General features: G+C 74.2%; 16 protein-coding genes and 1 riboswitch. Of the genes, 3 read left to right on the top strand and 13 right to left on the bottom strand.

Annotation, left to right across the window (positions count from 1 at the left end; translation table 11 throughout):
- Nucleotides 1–67: 67 nt before the first annotated feature.
- Entirely contained in the window at nucleotides 68–2119 is a 2052-nt protein-coding gene (locus AAFN69_RS05070) for an MFS transporter (RefSeq protein WP_347727051.1), read from the top strand.
- A 114-nt stretch (nucleotides 2120–2233) separates the two neighbouring features.
- Here AAFN69_RS05070 and AAFN69_RS05065 read toward each other — a convergent pair whose 3' ends face one another.
- From AAFN69_RS05065 to AAFN69_RS05045, 5 genes are all read right to left on the bottom strand, one after another.
- A complete protein-coding gene (locus AAFN69_RS05065) occupies nucleotides 2234–2713 on the bottom strand; it encodes a GNAT family N-acetyltransferase (RefSeq protein ID WP_347727050.1) in 480 nt (159 codons plus the stop codon).
- A 71-nt stretch (nucleotides 2714–2784) separates the two neighbouring features.
- Nucleotides 2785–3120, bottom strand: a complete 336-nt coding sequence (locus tag AAFN69_RS05060; RefSeq protein WP_347727049.1) for an antibiotic biosynthesis monooxygenase — start codon at nucleotides 3118–3120, stop codon at nucleotides 2785–2787.
- A 443-nt stretch (nucleotides 3121–3563) separates the two neighbouring features.
- The gene (locus AAFN69_RS05055; protein WP_347727048.1) at nucleotides 3564–8258 is read right to left on the bottom strand and encodes a tetratricopeptide repeat protein; all 4695 of its coding nucleotides are present in this window, start codon (nucleotides 8256–8258) and stop codon (nucleotides 3564–3566) included.
- Nucleotides 8258–8725 (bottom strand): hypothetical protein, encoded by a 468-nt coding sequence (locus AAFN69_RS05050; protein WP_347727047.1) that lies wholly within the window; start codon nucleotides 8723–8725, stop codon nucleotides 8258–8260. The genes AAFN69_RS05055 and AAFN69_RS05050 overlap by 1 nt, the downstream gene beginning before the upstream one ends.
- 176 nt (nucleotides 8726–8901) lie before the next feature.
- Nucleotides 8902–9594: an O-methyltransferase gene (locus tag AAFN69_RS05045; RefSeq protein WP_347727046.1), complete on the bottom strand. Its 693-nt coding sequence runs from the start codon at nucleotides 9592–9594 to the stop codon at nucleotides 8902–8904.
- Nucleotides 9595–9907: 313 nt separating this feature from the next.
- Here AAFN69_RS05045 and AAFN69_RS05040 point away from each other — a divergent pair, with 313 nt between their 5' ends.
- Nucleotides 9908–12025, top strand: coding sequence for a bifunctional glycosyltransferase 87/phosphatase PAP2 family protein (locus AAFN69_RS05040; RefSeq protein ID WP_347727273.1), 2118 nt, complete (start codon nucleotides 9908–9910; stop codon nucleotides 12023–12025).
- Nucleotides 12026–12313: 288 nt separating this feature from the next.
- Here the strand turns inward: AAFN69_RS05040 and AAFN69_RS05035 are convergent, their stop codons facing one another.
- The 8 genes from AAFN69_RS05035 to AAFN69_RS05000 all read right to left on the bottom strand — a co-directional run bounded on the left by AAFN69_RS05035 (nucleotide 12314) and on the right by AAFN69_RS05000 (nucleotide 20287).
- Nucleotides 12314–12742, bottom strand: a complete 429-nt coding sequence (locus AAFN69_RS05035; protein WP_347727045.1) for a transglycosylase SLT domain-containing protein — start codon at nucleotides 12740–12742, stop codon at nucleotides 12314–12316.
- Nucleotides 12743–13032: 290 nt separating this feature from the next.
- Nucleotides 13033–13887, bottom strand: a complete 855-nt coding sequence (locus AAFN69_RS05030; RefSeq protein ID WP_347727044.1) for an ECF transporter S component — start codon at nucleotides 13885–13887, stop codon at nucleotides 13033–13035.
- Nucleotides 13884–15605 (bottom strand): ATP-binding cassette domain-containing protein, encoded by a 1722-nt coding sequence (locus AAFN69_RS05025; RefSeq protein ID WP_347727043.1) that lies wholly within the window; start codon nucleotides 15603–15605, stop codon nucleotides 13884–13886. Before AAFN69_RS05025 ends, AAFN69_RS05030 begins: the two co-directional genes overlap by 4 nt.
- Entirely contained in the window at nucleotides 15602–16726 is a 1125-nt protein-coding gene (locus AAFN69_RS05020; RefSeq protein ID WP_347727042.1) for an energy-coupling factor transporter transmembrane protein EcfT, read from the bottom strand. The genes AAFN69_RS05025 and AAFN69_RS05020 overlap by 4 nt, the downstream gene beginning before the upstream one ends.
- Nucleotides 16723–17409 (bottom strand): SCO2322 family protein, encoded by a 687-nt coding sequence (locus AAFN69_RS05015; RefSeq protein ID WP_347727041.1) that lies wholly within the window; start codon nucleotides 17407–17409, stop codon nucleotides 16723–16725. Before AAFN69_RS05015 ends, AAFN69_RS05020 begins: the two co-directional genes overlap by 4 nt.
- Nucleotides 17406–18629 (bottom strand): prenyltransferase/squalene oxidase repeat-containing protein, encoded by a 1224-nt coding sequence (locus AAFN69_RS05010; RefSeq protein WP_347727040.1) that lies wholly within the window; start codon nucleotides 18627–18629, stop codon nucleotides 17406–17408. Before AAFN69_RS05010 ends, AAFN69_RS05015 begins: the two co-directional genes overlap by 4 nt.
- Nucleotides 18630–18869: 240 nt before the next feature.
- A riboswitch (cobalamin riboswitch) is annotated at nucleotides 18870–18934 on the bottom strand.
- A gap of 313 nt (nucleotides 18935–19247) precedes the next feature.
- Nucleotides 19248–19535 (bottom strand): hypothetical protein, encoded by a 288-nt coding sequence (locus AAFN69_RS05005; protein ID WP_347727039.1) that lies wholly within the window; start codon nucleotides 19533–19535, stop codon nucleotides 19248–19250.
- 116 nt (nucleotides 19536–19651) lie between these two features.
- A complete protein-coding gene (locus tag AAFN69_RS05000; protein ID WP_347727038.1) occupies nucleotides 19652–20287 on the bottom strand; it encodes a TetR family transcriptional regulator in 636 nt (211 codons plus the stop codon).
- 236 nt (nucleotides 20288–20523) lie between these two features.
- Between AAFN69_RS05000 and AAFN69_RS04995 the strand changes: the two genes are divergently transcribed.
- The gene (locus AAFN69_RS04995) at nucleotides 20524–21906 is read left to right on the top strand and encodes a glycosyltransferase family 4 protein (protein ID WP_347727037.1); all 1383 of its coding nucleotides are present in this window, start codon (nucleotides 20524–20526) and stop codon (nucleotides 21904–21906) included.
- Nucleotides 21907–22004 lie beyond the last annotated feature (98 nt).

Raw genomic sequence — 22004 nt, 5'->3', positions numbered from 1 at the left:
ATCTCCGCAGGCCGGAACCGGCCGTCTCCAGCACGATGGGGAGGACGTGGACCCGAGGGAGATCGGTATGGCCCAGGAAGTCGGCACCACGCCCATGAGCCCGGCCCCCGGCGAGGGCCAGAACCGCCGGGACGTCCTGGTCGCCATCGGCGCGCTGCTGCTCGGCATGCTGCTCGCGGCACTCGACCAGACCATCGTCTCCACCGCACTGCCCACCATCGTCAGCGAACTCGGCGGACTGGAGCATCTCTCCTGGGTGGTCACCGCCTATCTGCTGGCCTCCACGGCCGCCACCCCGCTCTGGGGGAAACTCGGCGACCAGTACGGCCGGAAGAAGCTCTTCCAGGCCGCCATCGTCATCTTCCTGATCGGCTCCGCACTCTGCGGCATCGCCCAGAACATGCCCCAGCTCATCGCCTTCCGCGGCCTCCAGGGCCTGGGCGGCGGCGGGCTGATGGTGCTCTCCATGGCCATCGTCGGCGATATCGTCTCCCCCCGGGAACGCGGTCGCTACCAGGGACTCTTCGGCGCCGTCTTCGGCGCCAGCAGTGTCCTCGGGCCCCTGCTCGGCGGCTTCTTCACCCAGCATCTGAGCTGGCGCTGGGTCTTCTACATCAATCTGCCGATCGGTGCCGTCGCCCTCGGTGTCATCGCCGCCGTGCTGCACATCCCGGCCCGCCCCACCCGGCACACCATCGACTACCTCGGCACCTTCCTCATCGCCTCGGTCGCCACCTGCTTCGTGCTCGTCGCCTCCCTCGGCGGCACCACCTGGGCCTGGGGCTCGGCACAGATCATCGGGCTCGCCGCGCTCGGCGCCGTGCTGCTGGTGCTCTTCATCGGAGTCGAACGCCGCGCCGCCGAACCGGTGCTCCCGCTCCCGCTCTTCAAGATCCGCACCTTCAGCCTGGTCGCCGTGATCAGCTTCATCATCGGCTTCGCGATGTTCGGGGCGATGACCTTTCTGCCGACCTTCCTCCAGGTCGTCCAGGGAGTGACCCCCACCCTCTCCGGCGTCCATATGCTCCCGATGGTCTTCGGGCTGCTGATCGCCTCCACCGCGTCCGGGCAGACAGTCAGCCGCACCGGCCGGTGGAAGATCTTCCCCATCGCCGGAACCGCCATCACCGCCGTCGGGCTCTTCCTCCTCCACTGGCTCACCGAATCCAGCCCCACCTGGATGATCAGCCTCTACTTCTTCGTCTTCGGCTCCGGACTCGGCCTGGTGATGCAGGTACTGGTCCTCGTGGTCCAGAACGCCGTCCGCTACGAGGACCTCGGCGTGGCCACCTCGGGCGCCACCTTCTTCCGCTCGATCGGCGCCTCCTTCGGCGTCGCCATCTTCGGCACGATCTTCTCCACCGGCCTCCAGCGCAACCTCACCGACGCGCTCGCCGGGCGGCCCGTGCCCCCGGGCGCCGGAGCGGACGCGCTCGCCGCCGACCCCCAGGCGATATCCCAGCTCCCGCCCGCACTGCGGGAACCGGTGATCCATGCCTTCGCCATGTCCATCACCGATGTCTTCCTCTATGCCGTGCCCGTGGTCCTCCTCGCCTTTCTGGTGTCCTGGTTCCTCAAGGAGGACCGGCTGCGCGGCTCCGTCACCGCCCCGGACCCCAGCCAGACCCTCGCCTCCAATCCCGTCCAGCGCTCCTCCCACGAGGAAGCCGCCCGTGCCCTGTCGGTGCTCGGCTCCCGCGAGGGCCGCCGGCAGATCTACGAGAAGATCACCGCCAGGGCCGGCTACGACCTGCTGCCGGCCGCCGGCTGGCTGCTGCTCCGCATCCGCCGCCACGGCACCGTGCAACCCGCGCTGCTCGCCGACACCACTCCCGTGCCCCTGCGGGTGATCACCGAGGCCGACCGGCAGTTGGAGGAACGCGGGCTGATCCGCCGGGAGGGGGTGCAGGTCATCCTCACCGAGAGCGGTCTCCAGACCGCCGTACACCTCGCCAAGGCCCGTGAGGAGTCGCTCTCCGAGCTGCTCGGCGACTGGTGGGGCCCCGAACGCCCCACCGACCTGGTCCAGCTCGTGGAGGAGCTGACCGCCGAACTCTGCGGCTCCGACCAGGAACGCCCCGGCGGCCACACCCCGCCCCGCGACCACCGCGCCCCCTGACCCCGAGGGCCCTGACCACCGCGCCCCCTGACCCCGAGGGCCCTGACCACCGCGCCCCCTGACCCCGAGGGCCCTGACCACCGCGCCCCCTGACGCCGAGGGCCCGGGAGCCGGTCAAAGGGTCTTGCCGTACCAGATCTCCATATACGGGCCCGAGCAGTACGCCGGGATCTCTTCGTACCCGTGCCGGGTGTAGAGCGCCCGCGCCTCCACCAGATCCAGCCTGGTGTTGAGCACCATCTCGCGCGCCCCGAGCCCCCGTGCCCCCTCCTCCAGCGCCGTCATGAGCAGATCCGCGCCCTTCCTCCCCCGGAACGCGGGGCGGACGAAGACCCGTGTCAGCTCGGCGCGCCCGGCGTCCAGCATCAGTACGCCGCCGCAGGCCGCCGCATCGCCGCCGTACCGCCCGACCAGGAACTGACCCGTGGGCGGGGTCAGCAGCTCGGCGCCGTCCCCGGTGAGGCCCCCGTCGATCTCCGCCCGGGTCGCGGGCCGCTGCCAATAGCGGCTCGCGACCTCGGTGTAGTACTCACGGCGCAGGAGGCCGGCATCGGCCGAGCCGACCGCCTCGGGGGTGATGGTCCAGTGGGTCATACCGCTTCTCTACCGGAGCCATACCCCACTCCACCAGCGGTTTTCCCACCGGGCCGGATGGCCGGCGGGTGTCAGCCCCTGGGCGCGGCCGACTGGACGACCTCGAACGACCAGAGCGTGGAACCGCTCGCCGCCGGCTTGGGCTTGTCGCCGCCCTCGGCCCGGCCCTCCGCCGGGGCGTGGGCGCCGCGCATGGAACCCGCCATCCACGCCTCGAAGGCTTCCTCGCTGCTCCAGCGGGTGTAGACCAGATACTGATCGGTCCCCTCCAGCGGACGCAGCAGCTCGAACCACTCGAACCCGTCGGCATTCTCCACCGACCCGGCACGGGCGGCGAACCGCTTCTCCAGGATCTCGCGCTGCTCGGCCGGGACAGTCAGCACATTGATCTTCACAACACTGGCCATGGGACATCCTTCGCACGGGATCTCACAGGGACCCCATCGGGGCTCATCAGGATCCCGACCGTACCTCCCGGGTCCGGTGCCGGGCCGGGGAGGTACCGGACGAACCCGGTCCGGGCGTCGCCCCGCGTGTCGCTCCGACCGGTGTGCCGGGCGGTGTCCCGGGGGCAGCGCCCGCTGTCCGCCGCCGGTGCCCCGGGGGCGGGGCACCGCGATGCCCCGGTCGGCGGTGCTCATCGGCTCGCTCATCGGCTCTCTCCTCGCAGTCACCCGACGCGGTAATCCGTTACGGAAAGTGTTCACCGACTCCACCCCGCGCGTCGAGGGGATGGCGATGGCACGCCAGAAACGGAATCCGCCGCCCCGCCCCACACACACACACCCGCAGCCCCCCACCACGCCGGCTCCGCACCCCACCCCCCCGCACCCCAACACCCCACACCCGCTCACTCCGCGCGGCCGGCCGCCCCGGCCAGTACCTCCGCCGCCTCGGCGCAACGCCCCGCCGCCGTCAGCATCGAGGCCATCTCCCGGCGCCACTCCAGCGTCTCGGCGGCATCCCGCCCGAGAGTGCGCTCGCGCGCCGCGAGCACCCGGCCGGCCACTTCGAGCGCCGTGTCGAACGCGCCGCACTCCGCATGCGCGACGGCGAGACGGGCGAGCCGGGGCAGGGTCCGCGCATGGTCCGCGCCGAGAACGGCCGTCAGCCCCTCGACCGCCCGCTCGTAGTACGGAATCGCGAGCTCCGGCGCCCCCATGCCGTGATGGATCACGGCGAGGCCGTCCGACCGGACGAACTCCTCCAGATGCCCCGGACCGTGGAGCTCCACCGTCTCCGCGAGCAGCTCCCCGCCGAGCTCCAGCGCCGGGGCGTACTCCCCGGCCTCCACGAGGGTCTCGCAGAGCGCGCTCCGGCGCTCGCGGCGGACCGCCGCCGGGACGGTCGCCGGAACGGCCCGCTCCATCAGGGGGATCGCCCGCGCGGGCGCACCGGATCTCCGGTGGACATCCGCCAGCCGGAAACGGGTCTCCGCCGTGTCCGCGTGATCTTCGCCCAGCGCCCGCTCCCGCCCCGCGAGCGCCCGCTCCAGCACCTCCGCCGCCGCCATCGGCCGGCCCGCGTCCAGCAGCACCGCGCCCAGATTGTCGAGACGGCCGAGGGTCTCCGGATGCCCGGGCCCCAGGACGGCCGTACTCGCCCGCACCACATCCTCGTACTGTCCCACCGCCCGCTCCATCAGCCGATGGCCCGGCCCGGCCGCCAGTGCCGCCGCGTGGACCATCGCCGCGAGATTCCCCCGCTCGCGCACCTCGTCCTCCGCCGACTCCGCCCGTGCGATCTTCTGCTGCTGCCGCCGGATCAGCGACGCGTCCAGCCGAATGGACGGGTCGTCCTCCTCCGGCTCCTCGTCCCGGGAGACCGGTGCCGGCGCGGCGGAGATCCGGGCCGCCAGCACCGCCCGCGCGGCTCCCAGGACCTCCGCGCCCACCGGACTCGCGGTACCCGGCGCGCTCTCCGCCGCCGCGAGATCGGCATCGGTGAGGACGGCCGCCGGGCGCCGCAGCATGGCGGCGGGATGCCCCAGATCCTGTACGGACAGGGCCGTCACCACGCCCCGCGCCCGCCCGGAACCAAGCCTTCCGTACGCGATGTGACGGCCGTCCGCCGAACTCGCCACCACCGGTGTGAAGCCGTCCGCGAACGGCATCGGCAGCTCGCGCGGCGCCAGCGTCACACTGTCGTGAAAGAGCGGCTGCACCCCGCCGATCCGCCGGCCGCCGATCGCCCGCCAGGCCGGAACGGCGAAGAGCCGGCAGAGCGGTACGGGCCCGGGGCTGCGGTTCGCGGTGACCAGCCGCCCGTCCATGGCCTGCCAGACGCAGATGTGGCCGCCGCCCGTGCCGATGGTCACCAGCTCGTCCGGCCCGCAGAACACCAGCTCCGCCGCCTCGCCGTGGTAATCCGGCACCGGCGCCGAGGCGAGCAGCGTGGTGAGCGAGGCATCGGTGAGCACCAGCCGGGTGCCGTCCGAGAGAGCCAGCCGGGTGCCGCCGGCATTGGCCGCCAGCAGATGGCCCCGGCGCAGCCCGAACCGCCCGAGATCGACCGGCCGGCCCCCGGCCAGCGCGGCCGGTGCCGCCCGCAGACCGGTCACCGGCCCCTCGGCGGTCGCCACCACCCGCGCGCCGCGCAGCTGTTCCCCGGCGGCCAGCAGCCGTACTGTGCCGTGCTCGTACCGGACGAGCTCCCAGCCGCGCGGAGTGCGCCGTACCGCCGCGACCGAGCCGTCCGGGAGGCAGGCCAGGGAGGTGTGTTTGGCCTGGCCGGCGGTGAGCGTGCGCCGCTCCCGGGTCGTCAGGTCGATGACATCCAGGGTGCTGTTCGCCGGTCCGCCCGCCAGCGCCAGCAGCGGCACCCCGGGAGCGAAGGAGAGCTGCCGGGGATCGTCGACGGCGTCCGGCAGCAGCACGGCCGGCGGCGCCTCGGGGACGCGCGCCGGGCGCGTGCGCCGCAGAGTCGCCAGGGCCGCCCGCCCGGCCTCGTCCGGCGGCCGCCACCGCCGTGCGGCCGGCCGGAGCCGCCCGAGCACTCCGCCGGGGAACCGCCGCGCCAGCCGTACGGCGTCGGCGACCGGGACCGCCAGGGTCAGCTCCCAGAGCGCGGACCACTCCCCGCGCGCCGCGAGCCGCTTCGCGGCGCGGTCGATCTCGCGCCGCGAACCCCACTCCGCGCCCGGCGGATCGAGCGCGCGCAGATGGTGCAGGACGGAGGTGAGATGGAGCATCCACCGCTCCGGGTCCTCGGCGGTGAGGGCACGGAAGAGCCCCACCGCCTCGGTGTAGTGCTCCGCCGCCCGCGCCGGGCGGTCCAGATCCGACAGCAGGGCGCCGAGCCGGGCCGCCGCCAGGGCCAGCCGGGGCCGCTCGGCCGGCCGCGCCCCCGTCAGCCGGCGGTGGATCACGAGGGATTCGGCGAGCGCCGCCGCCGCCTCGTCGCGGCGCTCCGCCCGCCACAGCAGATCGCCGAGCCGGGACAGGGCCCGGGTGAGAGCCAGTTCGTGCGCGCCGGGGTCGAGCCGGGCGAACTGGCGCAGCCCGTCGGCGGCGTACTCCGCCGAGGCGATGCCTCCCTCCCGGTCACCCGTGGCGAAGAGCATCAGCGCGCGGTGGTGTGCCGAGACCAGCCGTGACGGCAGGGAGTCGAAGGCGGCCGCCGGGTCGCCGGCGGCGATCCGCTCGTGGACCGCGCACTCCTCGTCGCTCACCGCCAGGGCCCGCTGCGGGTCACCGTCGTCGTACAGCGCGAGGGAGAGCGCGGAGAGGGCCGTCGCCAGTCCCGGCGGATCGTCCAGGCGCCGATAGCGCTCCACCGCGTCCCGGCACACCGGGACGGCCTCCCCGGCCCGCTCACAGAGCCGCAGCGACTCGCCGAGCTGGGTCAGCATCGCGGCCAGCGGCCTGCCGCCATGGCCGTCCGCGCGCAGCCGGGTCACCGCCGCCCGGGCGTCCTCCAGCGCCTCCTCGGGACGGCCCGCCCGGCCTCTGGACATGCTCCGCAGCGCGTGCAGCACCGCCGCCACCGGCTCGGGCGCCCCGGCGAGGCGCTGATCGGTGAAGCGCTCGGTGAAGTCGGCCGCACCGACGTCGAGATAGGCCTGTGTGCCGGACGGCAGTACGGCGCCGACCGCGCTCAGCACCGCCGGATCCAGCCCCGGCAGCGCCGCGAGCGAGCTCAGCACGGCCCCGCCGGCGTCGACGGCCAGCCGCGGATCCCGGCGCAGCAGCGGGAAGAGGACCCGCTCGCCGACATGCGGCCAGCGCTCGGCGGCGGCGGTGAGAAAGGCCAGCGCGCGCGGGGTGTACGGGGGCGGGTGCCCGGTCCACCGGTCCAGCAGGGCCGGGATCGCGGTGACCGTCCACAGATCGGTGGGATGGCCGGTGACCGGGCTGCCGGGGAGACAGAGGGCGAGATAGTCCTCCGCGAGCCGGTCGGGGAGCAGCGGATGCAGCACCCCGGCACCGGGCCGCTCGCCCGGGTAGAGCACGGCGTGATCGGCGAGGATCCGCTCCGCGGGCTCGGGCAGGAAGAGCCGGGGCAGCAGCGCCGCCGCGCGCTCCCGGCGGACCGGCCCGGTCAGGACGGCGGCGAGGACGGTGCGCGCCAGTGCCCGTACGGGGGTGGCGAGCGTGCCGTTGTCGTGCAGCCGGGTCCAGTTGTCGAACTCCCGGTCCAGGAGATACGTGGTCAGTCCGGCGATCTCGCCGGGGGTCTCCCGGTGGCGGGCGCGGGCGTCCACGGCGACCAGGGCGGCGAGATGGACGGTGAGCGTCAGCCCGAACGCGGGGTCGTCGAGCGGCAGCGGCGGCGGGATGCCGTCCGGGTCCGGGACGCCCGGATACCGCTCGGCGAATCCGGTCCGCGCGGCCTCGAACATCGCGCGGCGGCTGCCGTCCGCCTCGGGGAGGGCGGCGAGCGGCTGATCGGAGGTGCCGATCGCGCGGCCGGCGCGCGCGAGCTGGGCGCGGAGCGCGGGCCAGCCCTCGGGGGAACGGGCCACCAGCAGGACCCGGACCGGGACCGGGGCGTCCAGCAGGCCGTTGCGGAAGAGCCAGTTCAGATGGGCGGAGGGCCAGCGGTCGGCGTACTCGACCATGATCAGCACCCCGGCGCGGCCCTCGGTGCGCAGATCCTGGCTGCCCTCGGCGGGGGGATGGGTGTCGGTGGCGTGGACGGCGTCGGCCACCAGCCAGCCCCGGGCCGCCGAGTCGTCGGCGAGCCGCTGCGCCAGCCGGGACTTGCCCTGGCCGCCCGGGCCGTGCAGCAGCCGGACGGCGCGGCCGGCTGCGGAGTCGCGCCAGGCGGTCAGCTCCGCGAGCTCCGCCGCCCGCCCGGTGAAGGGGACGGTGCCGGCCCGGGTGCCGAGCATCCGGCTCGGCTGGTCCCGCAGCCAGCGGGTGTGCTCGGGGTCGTGACCCGCGGGGGCGGGCCGGTGGGCGAGGAGCAGATAGACGGGGGTGCCGTCGCCGAAGACATGGATGTCCGCGCCGATGACGCCGTAGGCGAAGCCGCCGACCGCGCGGACCTCCTGGCGGACGGAGTCGGGGAGCCGGCCGGCGGGGCGCTCCGGGACCTCGGCCATCAGGGAGCGGCGGGGTGATCCGGCGCGGTGGCGGTGCCGGGGTCCCGGTGGTAGATCACATCGCCGCCCTGCACGGCGAATTGGGTGGAGTGGTCGCGGGAGGTGTTGGTCTGCCTCCACACCCGCTCTTCCCCGGTGGGCTGTTCCGCCCGCAGCCGGTCCACCAGCGCGCGCATCCCGGCCTCGGTCTCCGGGTGTTCCTCCAGCAGCCGGACCAGCCGCTGGGTCCACACCAGCGCGAGCGCCCGGCGCATGTCCCCGGCGTCCGCCTCCGGTACGAAGGCGGTCATGGTCCGCTCGTCGTCGTCGAGCTGCGCCCCGACCGCGGCGGCCCGGTCCTCGCCCGCGCCGCCCCGGAAGAGCTGGACGACGCCGTCCCGGGTGCCGGTCCACAGATCGGTGGCCATCGCCCCGACCAGCGCCGTACCGCCCGCTCCGGCCACCGCCACAAGTGTTTCGGCCAGCATGACATCCCCCGTCCGGCAGTTGTCCGCCGTCGTCGCAACGGCGGTGTGGCTCAGGCTACTTCGCCGACCCGGGGTGTTCTGCCCCGATCCTTCACTCTTTCGGGTGAAGTGATCGGTGGGGTGCGGAGCCGGTCCCGGCCCGCCGGCGACCGGCGGGGCGGGACCGGGCCCGGATGTCAGGAGACGATGCGGGCGACCAGGAAGCCGTCGTGCCCCTTGGAGCCGACCGTCTGCACCGCCGTCGCCTCCAGCCGGGGCTCCCGCGCCACCAGTTCGTACATCTCCCGCGTACCGGTCACGGCCGGATCCACCGCATCCGGATCCGCGACCGCGCCGCCGCGCACCACGTTGTCGACCACGATCACACTGCCGGGCCGGCCGAGCCTGAGCGCCCACTCCACATAGCGGGGATTGTTCTTCTTGTCCGCGTCGAAGAAGAAGAAGTCGAACGGGCCCGCGCCGGGCTCCGCCGCCAGCTTCGGCAGCGTCTCCAGCGCCGGCCCGGTCCGGACCTCCGCCACCGACTCCAGCCCGGCGCGCTCAAGACTGGCCCGCGCCACCCGGGCGTGGTCCTCGCTGTATTCGAGCGAGATCAGCCTGCCGCCCTCGGGCAGCGCCCGAGCCAGCCAGATCGTGCTGTAACCGGCCAGCGTGCCGATTTCCAGCACCGACCGCGCGCCCTGCGTCCGCGCCAGCAGATACAGCAGCTTCCCGTGATTGCCCGCCACACTGATCTGCGGCATCCCGGCCGCGTCGCCCGCGGCGAGTGCCGAGGTCAGCGCGTCGTCGTCGGGGGCGAGCAGACCGGTGACGTAACGGTCCACCGCCAGCCACCGCTCCTGGGCCTGCTCCCATGTGTCCTCAGTCATACGTCAAACTTATGTCAACCGCCGGTTTGAACCGGTTCGGCCGCCGAGGCGGGTCAGGAGCGCGCCTCGGCTCTTGTATGTTCCATCCACCCGTACGCCGGGTGTCCCGCCCCGGAACCGATCGGCCCCGAAACACGATCGGAACCTGGTGACAGTCAGGCGAACAGGGGATGGCCCCGGTCTCCGGTACCGGGCATGCAAAACTCCGGGCCGGGTGCCCGGGGAAAGCGGCGAACGGGAATGTGGGGAGGCGCGGCGCGACGTGGCGAACGCGGAGCACAGCGTGCGCGGAAGTGCGACGACGGACCCGAGGATGGGCGCGATCAGGATCGCGCTGTGGCTCGTGGCCGCCGTCCTCGCCATCCGGCAGACGGCGGCGGTGCTGCGGCTGCCACCGGGCGAACGGTTCACGGAGCTGGAGACCTGGCTCGGTGAGAACGGCGTCCTGCACGTCACCGGTTCGCTCTACGACGATGCCAAATTCACCGGCACCCCCTTCGCGGGCCTGGTGCTGAAACCGCTGACCAGCGCGGCCGAACAGACCCTGGGTGTGGTCTGGACGCTCGGCACGCTGCTGCTGGTCGCCGCGATGGGACTGGTCGTCGCGCGCGCCCTGCCCGGGCCCGTCTCGCGGCGCAGCGCGCTGCTGGGCGCGCCCGTCGCGATCAGCCTGCTGATGCTCTCGCTGCCGGTGCGGAACAGCTTCCACCTCGGCCAGACCAGCATCATCCCGGTTCTGCTCGTACTCCTCGGCTGCTTCGCGGCGCGCGGCGAACGCGGCTCCGGGGTGCTCATCGGCATCGGCGCGGCCCTCCAGCCCACCGTGCTGCTCTTCGTGCCCCTGCTCTGGCTCACCGGCCGCAGGCGCGCCGCGGTCTCCTCGGGCCTCACCTTCGCCGCCGCGTCGGCGCTCGCCTGGGCCGCGATGCCGGGCGATTCCTGGACGTACTGGATCAATCACGCCGCCGGGGCCGGGCTCGGCGAGCCCGCCGACGGCCTCGCCAACCAGTCCCTCCACGGCGCCCTGCTCCGCTTCGGGCTCCAGGGGCCGCTGGAGATCGCGCTGTATCTCGTCCTGGCCGCCGCGGTCATCTGGCTGGGGCTGCGCCGCGCCGTCCGGTACGCCGGGGACGGCCAGCTGCTGCTCGCGGTCGCCGTGACCGGCTGTGTCGCCGTCGCCGTCTCGCCCACCACCTGGCAGCACCAGCTGCTCTGGCTGCTGCTGGCGGTCGTCGGGCGGGTCGGCAGGAAGGCGTCCGACCGGATGCTGTGGCCGGTGCTGATCGTGCTGGCGCTGACCCTGCCGTCCGGGATGCTGCTGCCGGATGTCACCCTGCTCCAGCCGCTGCGCGCCAACGCCGTACTCATCGCGGCGCTGGCGGCGGCCTGCGCGGTGCCGTTCCTGTCGCGGACCTCGGAGTACTTCCGGCGCCCGATCCCCACGCTGTACGTCACCCCCGAACCGTCCCGCTGGAGCCGGATTCCGCTGCTGCCCTTCTGGCGGCGGGTGGTCAGCCGTCCGAATCTGCTGCTCGAACTGATCGTGATCCGGGTCGGCTACTCGATCTACTCACAGATCCGGCTGGCGGCCACCGGGGGTGTGGAGACCGCCCGTGAGCACGGCCGGCAGATCCTCTCCTTCGAGCAGGCGCTCGGCATCGACATCGAGCACCGGGTCAACCACGCGGTGGTGGACACGGCGTGGCTGGAGGGGTTCTTCAACTTCTACTACACCTCCTTCCACTTCCCCGTGCCGCTGATCATCCTGGGGCTGCTCTACGTCCGGTGCCCGGCGGACTACCGCTGGGCCCGCTCGGCGCTCGCCTTCGGCACCCTGCTGGCGCTGGTCGGCTTCTGGCTCTACCCGCTCGCGCCGCCGCGGCTGATGCCGGGGATGGGATTCATCGACACCATCCACGGGGCGCAGGATCTCGCCAACCCGGAGTTCGGGGCGATGACGGCGGTCACCAACCAGTACGCGGCGATGCCGTCACTGCACTTCGGCTGGTCGCTCTGGTGCGGTGTGGTGGTGGTGATACTGGCGCCGAGAATGTGGATGAAGGCGCTTGGCTTGGTCCATCCGCTGATCACCATCTGTGTGATCGTCGGCACCGCCAACCACTGGATTCTCGACGCGCTGGGCGGTGCGGTGGTCATCGCGGCCGGCTTCGCGCTGACCCATGTGCTGGCGGGCCGGCGCGAGCTGGTCACCGCCGCCCCGCCGGGGGCGGCGAAGCCGGCCGTGCCGAGGCCGGCGGCGGGCCCGGGCGCGGCCGATGGGCGTTCGCCCGTTCCCGCCGCGCGGGCGGCCCGGGGCGCCGGGGCCGGTGAGGTACGGAGCGGTGAGGTACGGAGCGGAGAGGTGCGGACCGGGGTCGCGTCCGGGGGAGCCCCGGGCCCGGGGGCCGGTGAGCAGGCCGCGCCGAAGTAGGGCGTATGTCCGCGCACGGCCGACGGTGCGCCGAAGCGGGATGTACGTCCGCGCACGGCCGGCGGCCCCAGGGAGTACGGAGCCTTTCCGCACCCCCTGGGGATGGATCGCCGCGTTCCGTCAGGATCCGCCCGCGTGAGGGGCCGCGCCACTCGAAGGCTCCGTGAGGTCGCCCGCACCGGTCACCGCGTGCGCGCACGGGGCGCCGGCCGCGGACATGCCCGTGCCGGACCCGGAGGTATCCGGATCCGGCACGGGCGGCACGGGGCGGTCGGGCTGCGGCTCGGCTCAGTACCAGCCCTTGACCTGCCAGGAGGACCAGGCGCCACACGGGCTGCCGTAACGGTCCTTCATGTAGTCCAGGCCCCACTCGATCTGGGTCGCCGGGTTGGTGCGCCAGTCGTGGCCCGCCGTCGCCATCTTGCTGCCCGGCAGCGCCTGGACCAGGCCGTAGGCGCCGCTCGACGGGTTCTGGGCGTTGACGTCCCACTCGCTCTCATGCGCGATGATCTTGCTGAAGCACTGGAACTGCGCGTCATTCTTGATCATCTTCTTGGCGATCGCCTTCGCGGACTTCGCCTCGGCCACGGCCGGCGCGGCCGACGCGGTCGGGGCGTTCACACCCAGCACCATCGCGGCGGAGGTCACCGCGAGAGCGGAACCGGCCAGCAGGGTCTTGGGGCGGGCGATGCGGGTGATGAGGGAGGAGCGGGTCACAGATGGCTGCCTAACGTCGGGAACAGGACCGCCGCCCCGCACACCGGACCCCCGTGGGTACGAGGGGGGCCGGCCGCGGTGGACGGAACCGGACCCGCTCCCGGAGGAGCGAGCACGGGCCGCACCTGGCGACCGGTCCAGTGTTAGCGGCACGCCGGAGCCGTGGCAACGCCCCCTCCTACTACCCCCGGTCGCAGCCGGCCCGCGCCCCTCGCGGGGGAGAACCGGGGCGGACCGGCCCGTACCGCTCCTATTCCGCTTAGTGGAGGACCAAAGCCCTGTGGGGCTCCTCACCCGGGCGGGACCCGCCCGGGGGTCTCGAATGTGACCTGGGCCTCGAAGGAAGCCCGCCGGGTGGCCCGGCGCAGTGCCCGGAGCACGGCCGGGCCGAGCGTCAGGGTCAGCACCAGGGTGATCACCGCCCGCCCCAGGTCCCAGCCCATGGAGGTGGTCAGGCAGTACACCAGGAAACGGGTCAGATTCTCCTGGAGCGGGTCGCCGGGCCGGAAGGAGATCCCCGAGGACATCCCGGCGATGTACGTCCAGCCCTGGAGGTTCATCACGGTCCCGTACGCGAAGGAGGCGACCGTGCCGTACAGGCCCAGCATCCACACCTCCGCCCGCCCCCGGATCCGGTCCGCGCCCGGCAGCAGCGCCGCGCCCAGCGCGAACCAGCCCATGGCCAGCATCTGGAACGGCATCCACGGCCCCACCCCGCCGGTGAGCAGCGCCGATGCGAACATCGTCACCGCGCCGAGGACGAAACCGAAGCCCGGCCCCAGCACCCGGCCGCTCAGCACCATCAGGAAGAACATGGGCTCCAGGCCCCCGGTCCCGGCGCCCAGCGGGCGCAGCACCGCGCCGACCGCGGCCAGGACCCCCAGCATCGCCACCGCCTTGGCGTCCATGCCGGTGTCGGCGATCGTCGCCACCACCACGGCCACCAGCAGCGGCAGCAGGGCCGCGAAGAGCCAGGGGGCGTCCATGGAGTGCGCGAGCCCGGAATCGGGGGAGGCGAGCAGCGGCCAGCCGAAGCCGACCACCCCGATCGCGCTGACCAGGGCCAGCGCGCCGATCGAGCGCGGTCCGAGCCGGATGGGACGCGGCCGGGCGCCCGCCGTCCGCTCCGTGCCCCGGGCGCTCACAGCGCGCTCCTGACCTGGGCGACGGTCAGCCAGGGCTGCGGCGCGAGGATCTTGGCGACCTGTGGCGCGAAGGCGGGCGACGAGACCACGACCTCGGCCGTCGGGCCGTCCGCGACGATCTCGCCGTCCGCGAGGATCACCACCCGGTGGGCCAGCTCGGCGGCCAGCTCCACATCATGGGTGGCCAGCATGATCGCGTGCCCCTCGGCGGCCAGCGCCCGCAGGATCCCGACCAGCCGGGCCTTGGCCGCGTAGTCCAGACCACGGGTCGGCTCGTCCAGCAGGAGCAGCGGCGGCCGTCCGGTCAGCACGATCGCCAGCGCCAGCGCGAGCCGCTGCCCCTCCGACAGATCACGCGGATGAGTTCCGTCCGGTACGCCCGGCAGCAGCTCGGCCACCAGCTCCCGGCAGCTCCCGGGAGCCGCCCCGGCGTCGGAGTCCGCCGCGGCGCACTCCTCGGCGACGGTGTCCGCGTACAGCAGATCCCGGGGGTCCTGCGGTACGAGGCCGACCTGCCGGATCAGCTCGCCGGGCGGGGTCCGGTGCGGGGTCCGGCCGCCCACCCGCACACTCCCGGAGGTCGGTTCGAGCATGCCGACGAGCGTGGTGAGCAGGGTCGACTTCCCCGCGCCGTTGCGGCCCATCAGCGCCACCGTCTCACCGGCGGAGAGGGTGAGGCCGATCTGGCGCAGGGCGTCGATCCTGCCGCGCCGGACCGTGAGCCGGGTGACCGCGGCGATGACGCCCGGCCCCGGCTCGGGGTCGCCGGCCGGCGGGACGGGCGGGGGCTGCTTCCGGAACAGGCCGCCGAGGAGGGACTTCCGGGGCGGGTACGCGGGGAGCGCCGCCGGCCGGGGGAGCCCGGGGAGGTCAGCGGGTGCCGGGGGTGCCGGAAGAGCCGCTCCGGCGAGGCGTTCGCGCAGGGGCGCGGCCCGCCGGCGGGCGTCCCGGACCGAGAGGGGCAGCGGCTCCCACCCGGCCAGCCTCCCCAGCTCGACCACCGGCGGCTGTACGGGCGAGACCGCCATGATCTCCGCCGGGGTGCCCCGCACCGGGGCCAGCCCGGGGCCGGGCAGCAGAATCACCTGGTCCGCGTACTGGATCACCCGCTCCAGCCGGTGCTCGGCCAGCAGCACCGTCGTCCCCAGGTCGTGCACCAGCCGTTGCAGCACGGCCAGCACCTCCTCCGCCGCCGCCGGATCCAGCGCCGAGGTCGGCTCGTCCAGCACCAGCACCCTGGGGTGCGGGGTCAGCACCGAACCGATCGCCACCCGCTGCTGCTGTCCGGCGGAGAGGGTCGCGATCGGCCGGTCGCGCAGCTCGGTCAGCCCGAGCAGATCCAGCGTCTCCTCCACCCGGCGGCGCATCGCCTCCGGCGCGAGACCCAGGGACTCCATCCCGTACGCCAGCTCGTCCTCGACCGTGTCCGTGACGAAGTGCGCCCGCGGGTCCTGGCCGACCGTGCCGACGACATCGGCCAGTTCGCGCGGCGGATGGGTACGGGTGTCCCGGCCGTCGACCGTGACCCGGCCGCGCAGCACCCCGCCGGTGAAGTGCGGGACGAGCCCCGAGACCGTACCGAGCAGAGTCGACTTGCCGACCCCCGACGGGCCGACCAGCAGCACCAGCTCGCCCTCCGCGACGGTCAGATCGACCTCCCGGATCGCGGGCCCCGCGGCGTCCGCGTAGGTCACCGACACCTGCTCGAACCGGATCACGGGGACTCCTTCGGTACGGGGGCGACGAAAGCCGGGAGCAGACCGGCGAGGACCGACAGCGCGGGCCGGAGCGGCAGCGCCGGCCAGGCGAGCGGAACGGGCGGCGGCCGCAGCGCCTCCGGCGCGTACGCACCCGCCCGGATCATCAGTACGGCCACGGCCACCCCGGACCCCGCCACCAGCCAGGAACGCGGCCCGAAGCGGTCGGGACGGTAGCGGGTGCGGACCGAGCGCCGGCCGCCGAGCCACAGCCCGGCGAGCGCGATCAGCAGCCCGGCGCCGAGCAGCGGCAGCCCGTAGGCGGCACCGTCGGCGGCGAGCAGGGTGTACGAGCCCGCGCACACCCCGAGCAGCCCGCCGATGGTCAGCGCGCCGGTGACCCGGCGCACGGCGGCCGGCACCCGCGCGGTCCGGCCGTACCCCCGGGCGTCCATCGAGGCGGCGACCGCCACCGAACGCTCCAGAGCGCCCTCCAGCACCGGCAGGCCGATCTGGGCGAGCGCCCGGACACCGCCGGTGGGACGGCCGCGCAGCCGGCGGGCGGTACGGAGCCGGACCACGTCGGCGACCATGTTCGGCGCGAAGGTCATGGCCACCACGACGGCCACCCCGGCCTCGTAGAGCGCCCCGGGCAGGGACTTCAGCAGCCGGGCCGGATTGGCCAGCGCGTTCGCCGCGCCGATGCAGATCAGCAGGGTGGCGAGCTTGGCACCCTCGTACAGCGCGAAGAGCAGCTGCTCGGCCAGGACCCGGCCGCCGATCCGCACCCCCTGGACCCAGCCGGGCAGCGGCACCTCGGGGAGGGTGAAGAGCAGATGGGTGCCGCCGATGGGGGAGCCGAGGACGATCGAGAAGACCACCCGGATGGCGATGACCAGCAGACCCAGCTTGAGGAAGGCGCCGTAGGAGCGCGCCCAGGGCGCGTCGGTGCGGCGGGCGGCGACGACATAGCCGGCGACCGCGACGATCAGCCCGAGCAGCAGCGGATTGTTCGTCCGGGACGCGGCGGTGGCCAGCCCGAGCGCCCAGATCCACCAGGCGCCCGGGTGCAGCGCGTTGCCGCGGTCGGCGAGCGGGGCGCGCAGCCGTGCGCCGGTCCGCCGCGCCGTGGTGCCGGTCATCGCCTGCGGCGGCGGGACTGCCAGATCGCCGCGCCGCCCAGCGCGGCGATTCCCGCCAGGCCGGCGACGACTCCGAGGGAGGGGCCCTCGTCCCCGGCCTTGTCCCCGCTCGCGTTCCCGCTCTCGTTCCCGTCCGTCTTCCGTGCCGGCTCCGAGGTCCGGTCGCCCGAGACCTGTTCGCCGCAGCCGGTCTCCGGATAGCCGGAGATCGCGCAGAGCAGCGCCTGCCCGTTGTAGCGCAGCGGCTTCGCCACCGCCGCCAGCGCGTCGGCCGCGGTCGCCGACTCGGCGACCCGCGCACAGGCGGTCCGGAGCGCGGGCGGGGTCTCGCCCGCCGGGGCGTCCCGCGCGGTGCCGGGGTCGATGACCAGCGCGATCCGCTTGGTGTCCGGCTTCGCCTCGGTCGTACCGCAGACCGCCGCGAAGTCGGGGGCCCGGCGCGGGCGCGCGGAGTCCCCGCTGTCCTCGCTCACCGAGAAGCGGAAACCGCTGACCGAGCCGTCCGCCGGGCGGGCGGTGGCCGGGCCCTCGGTGGCGTACACCCAGGCCGGGCCCTCGGCCTGCCAGAAGGACCAGTACCGGTAGCCGGCGGCCTGCGCCGGGGCCGCGCCGAGCGTGATCAGTGCGGTCAGCGCGCCGGCGAGGGCGAGGACGGCGGTGGTGAGCGACCGGGCGGGGGTCACCGCTGCGACTTGCGTCGGCCGCTGAAGAGCACGCCCACGCCGACGCAGGCGGCGAAGAGCGCTCCGTAGAACCACCACTTGCCGCTGTCGGAGTCGTCCGATCCGCTCGACTTCTCGGCCTTCTTCTCCGGCTCCGGGCCGAGGGCGTTCAGGCTCGTGACCAGATTCCGGCCGCCGAAGTCCCTCGGGTCCGCGCCGCCGGCGTGCGCGGCGAAGATCAGCTGGGCGTACGCGGCCGGGCCGGACTCCTTCGCCCACCGCGCCGACTCCTTCTCCAGCCAGGCCAGCGGCTTCTTCGTCTGCTCGCCCAGGCCCTGCGCGGCCAGGGCGACCACGGCGTCGGCCGTCGTGCCGAAGTCGGGCTTGGCGGCCGGGTCGTCGGAGCCCGGCATCGGCGGGGCTTCCAGATGGCCGGTCTTCGCGAGCGCGGTCACGAGATGGGCGGCGCCATTGCCGGCCGCGCCCTCGATGGTCTTCGCGGGCCCGCAGGCCGGCACGGCGGTGTCCGAGGTGCCGGGCGCCTTCACCACCAGGCCCTCGCCGTGCGCGCCGACCACGGCGGCGGCGGTGGAGTCGGCGACCAGGCCCGGCTGCCCGGGCTGGTACACGAAGGCGCCGCCGTCCTTGCCGCCGCACGGCCGCGCGAAGGTCAGCAGGGCGTCGTACGGGGACTTCCCGCCCTTGGCCGTCACCTCGCCCGGCTTCTCCCCGGCGGCGGCGAGCGCGCCGATCACGATGGAGGTGGAGTTGGCGTCACTGGCGCCGCCCGGGTTGTAGCCCCAGCCGCCGTCCGGGTTCTGCACGGACTTCAGCCAGGTCACCGACTTCTCGACGGCCTTGTCGTGTCCGCCGGTGGCGGCGAGTGCCTGTACGGCGGCGGCGGTGGCGTTGGAGTCCAGCGGCACCTTGGCGGCGCACGGGCTCTTGGTGTCGGCACGGTAGGAGGTGAATCCGCCGTTGTCGCACTGCTGGCCGGTCAGCCACTGGACGGCCTGCCCGGCGGGCTTCTCGCCGGCGGTGTCCTGCGCGAGCAGCGCCAGCGACTGCCGCCAGACACCGTCATAGGTCGGGTCGCCGCTGCCGAAGAGGCCGGCGGGGAGGACCGCGGAGGGGGAGGGGGTGGTGTCCGCGGCGGCGGACGGCGCCGCGGCGGAGGCGATGGCGACGCCCAGGACGGCGGAAACGGCGAGCGCTGCGGCGCTGCGGCGAACGGTGGTCATGAGCGGGTACGGGCCTCTCTGCGGAACAGGGGCACGGGTACCCGCGGGTACCTGGGCTCCGGTTCCGTATTCCTCGACGGTGCCGGTCACCGGCGGGGTGCCGGTGGCATGAGTCCGGTCACGGCCGCGTACGAGGCATTCCGACTTCTCCGCCGGCCGCGGGTGCGGCGGTCCGGGGCCGCGTCCGTCCATGGCTCCGAGCCGGTGGGTCGGAGCCGGGGCGGAGGCGGGGTTCGTCCGGGGTGCCGGCGGCGGCGGGCGGATCACGGTTGCGGGTCAGTGCCGGATTTGCACCGGCTTCCCCTCGTACGGGCGTGATGGCGACCTGGCTACTGTACCGGCCGGTTGGTGCGGGTTGTGTTGGGCGGAGGTCCTGGTCCTCAGGCGCCGGACGGGCCGGGGCGGCCCCGGGGCGCGGGGGCCGTCGTGTGCCGGGCGACCCCGGGGTGGCGGGGCCGCCCTCAGGCGCCGGGCGGGCTGGTGGTGCGGGCCCGTCCTCGGGCGCCGGACGGGCCGGTGTGGTGCGGGCCCGTCCTCGGGCGCCGGACGGGCCGGTGTGGTGCGGGTCCGGGCTCGGGGCGCGGGTTCGTCCTCCGACCCGGCGTGCCCCCCTCCGGTTCAGCCGAAGGACTCGCGGAACGTCTCCTCGAAGGCGGCCCGGACGGCGGGCCCGACGGATTCCCAGCGCAGACCGCTCTCCCCGGCCCGCTCCGCCAGCTCCTCCCGCACCTCGTCCCAGTGCCACTCGCACCAGAAGCCGACATCGCGGGCGACCGACTCCCAGCCCCCCGACTCCCGGTACGTGAAGTCACCGGCCCGCCCCCCGGCCTCTTCCCGGGCCCCGCTCACCAGCTCCGCCAGGGCCGCCGGCCCGGTGGCCGCATCGCTCACTGTCCGCTCTTCCATCGCTCCGCGCTCATCTGCCGGGATCCGCGTCCCCGAGCGGCGACGCGGGAGCCGGCGGCCGGCCGCGCGACCCGGGAAATCCAGCCGTACCCGCCCCGCACCCCGGCCCGTGCCCCTCAGTCCCCGCCGCGCGGCGCCTCCCCGGCCGCCGCCGTCGGGTCGATGAGCCGGCACACCGTCTCGATGTCCATCCTCACCTGCGCGATGGACGCCCGTCCCGACAACCAGGTGATCAGTGCGGAGTGCCAGGTGTGCTCGATCACCCGGACCGCCGACAGCTGTTCCGGGGTCGGGTTCTCCAGCCCCGTCGCGTCCAGGATGATCGCCGTCGTCTGCCGCGAGACCGTGTCCACCTCGGTGCTCACGCTCCGGTCCGCGAAGGCCAGCGCGCGGACCATCGCCTCCGCGAGACGCGGCTCCCGCTGAAGCGCGCGGAAGGCCCGCATCAGGGTCTCGGCCACCCGGTCGGCGGGGCGGTCGCCGCCCGGCGGGCGCTTGCGGAGGGTGGTGTGGAGATGCCGGAGCTGGTCCTGCATGGTGGCGACCAGCAGGTGGATCTTGGACGGGAAGTAGCGGTAGAGAGTGCCGAGCGCGACGCCGGACAACTCCGCGACCTCGCGCATCTGCACGGCGTCGAAGCCGCCCCGGCCCGCCAGCCGGGCACTGGCGTGGAGAATCCGGCGGCGGCGCGCCTCCTGGCGCTCCGTCAGCGGCGGCGAGGCCGGTACCGGCGGCTTGGCTTCGGCTCTCATGTCTCCCGTTCCATCGAGAAGCGGACTGTCTCGTTCCTAGCGGGTGCCGAGGGGCTGCGGGGTGAGTATCGGGCAGGGTGGGGGCGTACGGCGCGCCTGCGCGCCGGCCGTGGTGCGAATCACCTGTTCCGGCCCTCACGGCGGCCTTACCTGCCGGTAGATTCGGAAGCTGTTGCACGGTCAAGTCTGAAACTTGTTCTAGATTAGCGCGAGCGGTTACGCTCCGGCGAAACGCAGTGAGAAGGGGGCCGTGCGTGACCGCTGAGGCCATCGAGGCCGGACCTCATCCGAGCTCTTCCGGCCGGCCGGGCGGCTCCGATTCCCGCGCCTCCTCCACACCCTCCGCCTCCCGCGGGGACCGTGACGGCTCCGGCGACCGCCCGCTCCGCATCGCCCTCCTCAGCTACAAGGGCAACCCCTTCTGCGGCGGCCAGGGCGTCTATGTCCGCCACCTCTCCCGCGAACTGGCCCGCCTGGGCCACCGGGTGGAGGTGATCGGCGCCCAGCCCTACCCCGTACTCGACGAGGGCGTACCGCTCACCGAGCTCCCCAGCCTCGATCTCTACCGCAGCCCCGACCCCTTCCGGACCCCGAAGCGCGGCGAGTACCGCGACTGGATCGACGCCCTCGAAGTCGCCACCATGTGGACCGGCGGCTTTCCCGAGCCGCTCACCTTCTCCCTGCGCGCCCGCCGCCACCTCAGGGCGCGGCGCGGGGACTTCGACGTCATCCACGACAACCAGACACTCGGTTACGGGCTCCTCGGCGACCTCGGCGCGCCCCTGGTCACCACCGTCCACCACCCCATCACGGTCGATCGCCGGCTGGAGCTGGACGCCGCCGGCAGCCGGGGCAAACGCTTCTCCGTGCGGCGCTGGTACGGCTTCACCCGGATGCAGAGGCGGGTGGCCCGGCGGCTGCCCTCGGTGCTCACCGTCTCCGGCACCTCCCGGCGGGAGATCGCCGATCAGCTCGGTGTGCGCGGCGAACGCATCCGCGTCGTCCACATAGGCGCCGACACCGATCTCTTCTCGCCCGATCCCGCCGTCCCCGAGATCCCCGGCCGGATCGTCACCACCTCCAGCGCCGATGTGCCGCTCAAGGGCCTCGTCCACCTGGTGGAGGCGCTGGCCGAGCTCCGCGCCGAACACCCCGGCGCCCACCTCGTCGTGGTCGGCAAGCGTGCCGAGGACGGCCCCGTCGGCCGGATGATCGCCCGTCACGGACTCCAGGACGCCGTCCGATTCGTCAAGGGCATCTCCGACACCGAGCTCGTCGACCTCGTGCGCGGGGCGCAGATCGCCTGTGTGCCCTCGCTGTACGAGGGGTTCTCGCTGCCCGCCGCCGAGGCGATGGCCACCGGCACACCGCTGGTCGCCACCACCGGCGGGGCGATTCCCGAGGTCGCGGGCCCGGACGGCGAGAGCTGTCTCGCCGTGCCCCCGGGTGACCCCGGCGCACTCGCCGCCGCGCTCGGCCGGCTGCTCTCCGACGCCGGCCTCCGGGCCCGGCTCGGCACGGCCGGCCGGGAACGCGTGCTGGAACGATTCACCTGGGCCAGGGCCGCTCAGGGCACGGTGGAGCTCTACCGCGCCGCGCTCGACCGGGCCGCCCGGTGACCCCCGGCTCCCCGGGAGCCCCGTCCGCGTCCGCCCGCCCCGCACCCGGGGGACGCATGCCCGCCCCGTACCCCTCCGCCTCTCCGCCCCCGACCACC

The organism is Streptomyces sp. CAU 1734 (genome assembly GCF_039888735.1).
In the GTDB taxonomy this organism is placed as follows: domain Bacteria; phylum Actinomycetota; class Actinomycetes; order Streptomycetales; family Streptomycetaceae; genus Streptomyces.
This window is presented reverse-complemented; position numbering and strand designations above follow the sequence as displayed.

Coding starts and splice junctions, on each gene's coding strand:
- AAFN69_RS05070 (WP_347727051.1), top strand. CDS start 68: ATGGCCCAGGAAGTCGGCACCACGCCCATGAGCCCGGCCCCCGGCGAG.
- AAFN69_RS05065 (WP_347727050.1), bottom strand. CDS start 2,713: ATGACCCACTGGACCATCACCCCCGAGGCGGTCGGCTCGGCCGATGCC.
- AAFN69_RS05060 (WP_347727049.1), bottom strand. CDS start 3,120: ATGGCCAGTGTTGTGAAGATCAATGTGCTGACTGTCCCGGCCGAGCAG.
- AAFN69_RS05055 (WP_347727048.1), bottom strand. CDS start 8,258: ATGGCCGAGGTCCCGGAGCGCCCCGCCGGCCGGCTCCCCGACTCCGTC.
- AAFN69_RS05050 (WP_347727047.1), bottom strand. CDS start 8,725: ATGCTGGCCGAAACACTTGTGGCGGTGGCCGGAGCGGGCGGTACGGCG.
- AAFN69_RS05045 (WP_347727046.1), bottom strand. CDS start 9,594: ATGACTGAGGACACATGGGAGCAGGCCCAGGAGCGGTGGCTGGCGGTG.
- AAFN69_RS05040 (WP_347727273.1), top strand. CDS start 9,908: ATGGGCGCGATCAGGATCGCGCTGTGGCTCGTGGCCGCCGTCCTCGCC.
- AAFN69_RS05020 (WP_347727042.1), bottom strand. CDS start 16,726: ATGACCGGCACCACGGCGCGGCGGACCGGCGCACGGCTGCGCGCCCCG.
- AAFN69_RS05010 (WP_347727040.1), bottom strand. CDS start 18,629: ATGACCACCGTTCGCCGCAGCGCCGCAGCGCTCGCCGTTTCCGCCGTC.
- AAFN69_RS05005 (WP_347727039.1), bottom strand. CDS start 19,535: ATGGAAGAGCGGACAGTGAGCGATGCGGCCACCGGGCCGGCGGCCCTG.
- AAFN69_RS05000 (WP_347727038.1), bottom strand. CDS start 20,287: ATGAGAGCCGAAGCCAAGCCGCCGGTACCGGCCTCGCCGCCGCTGACG.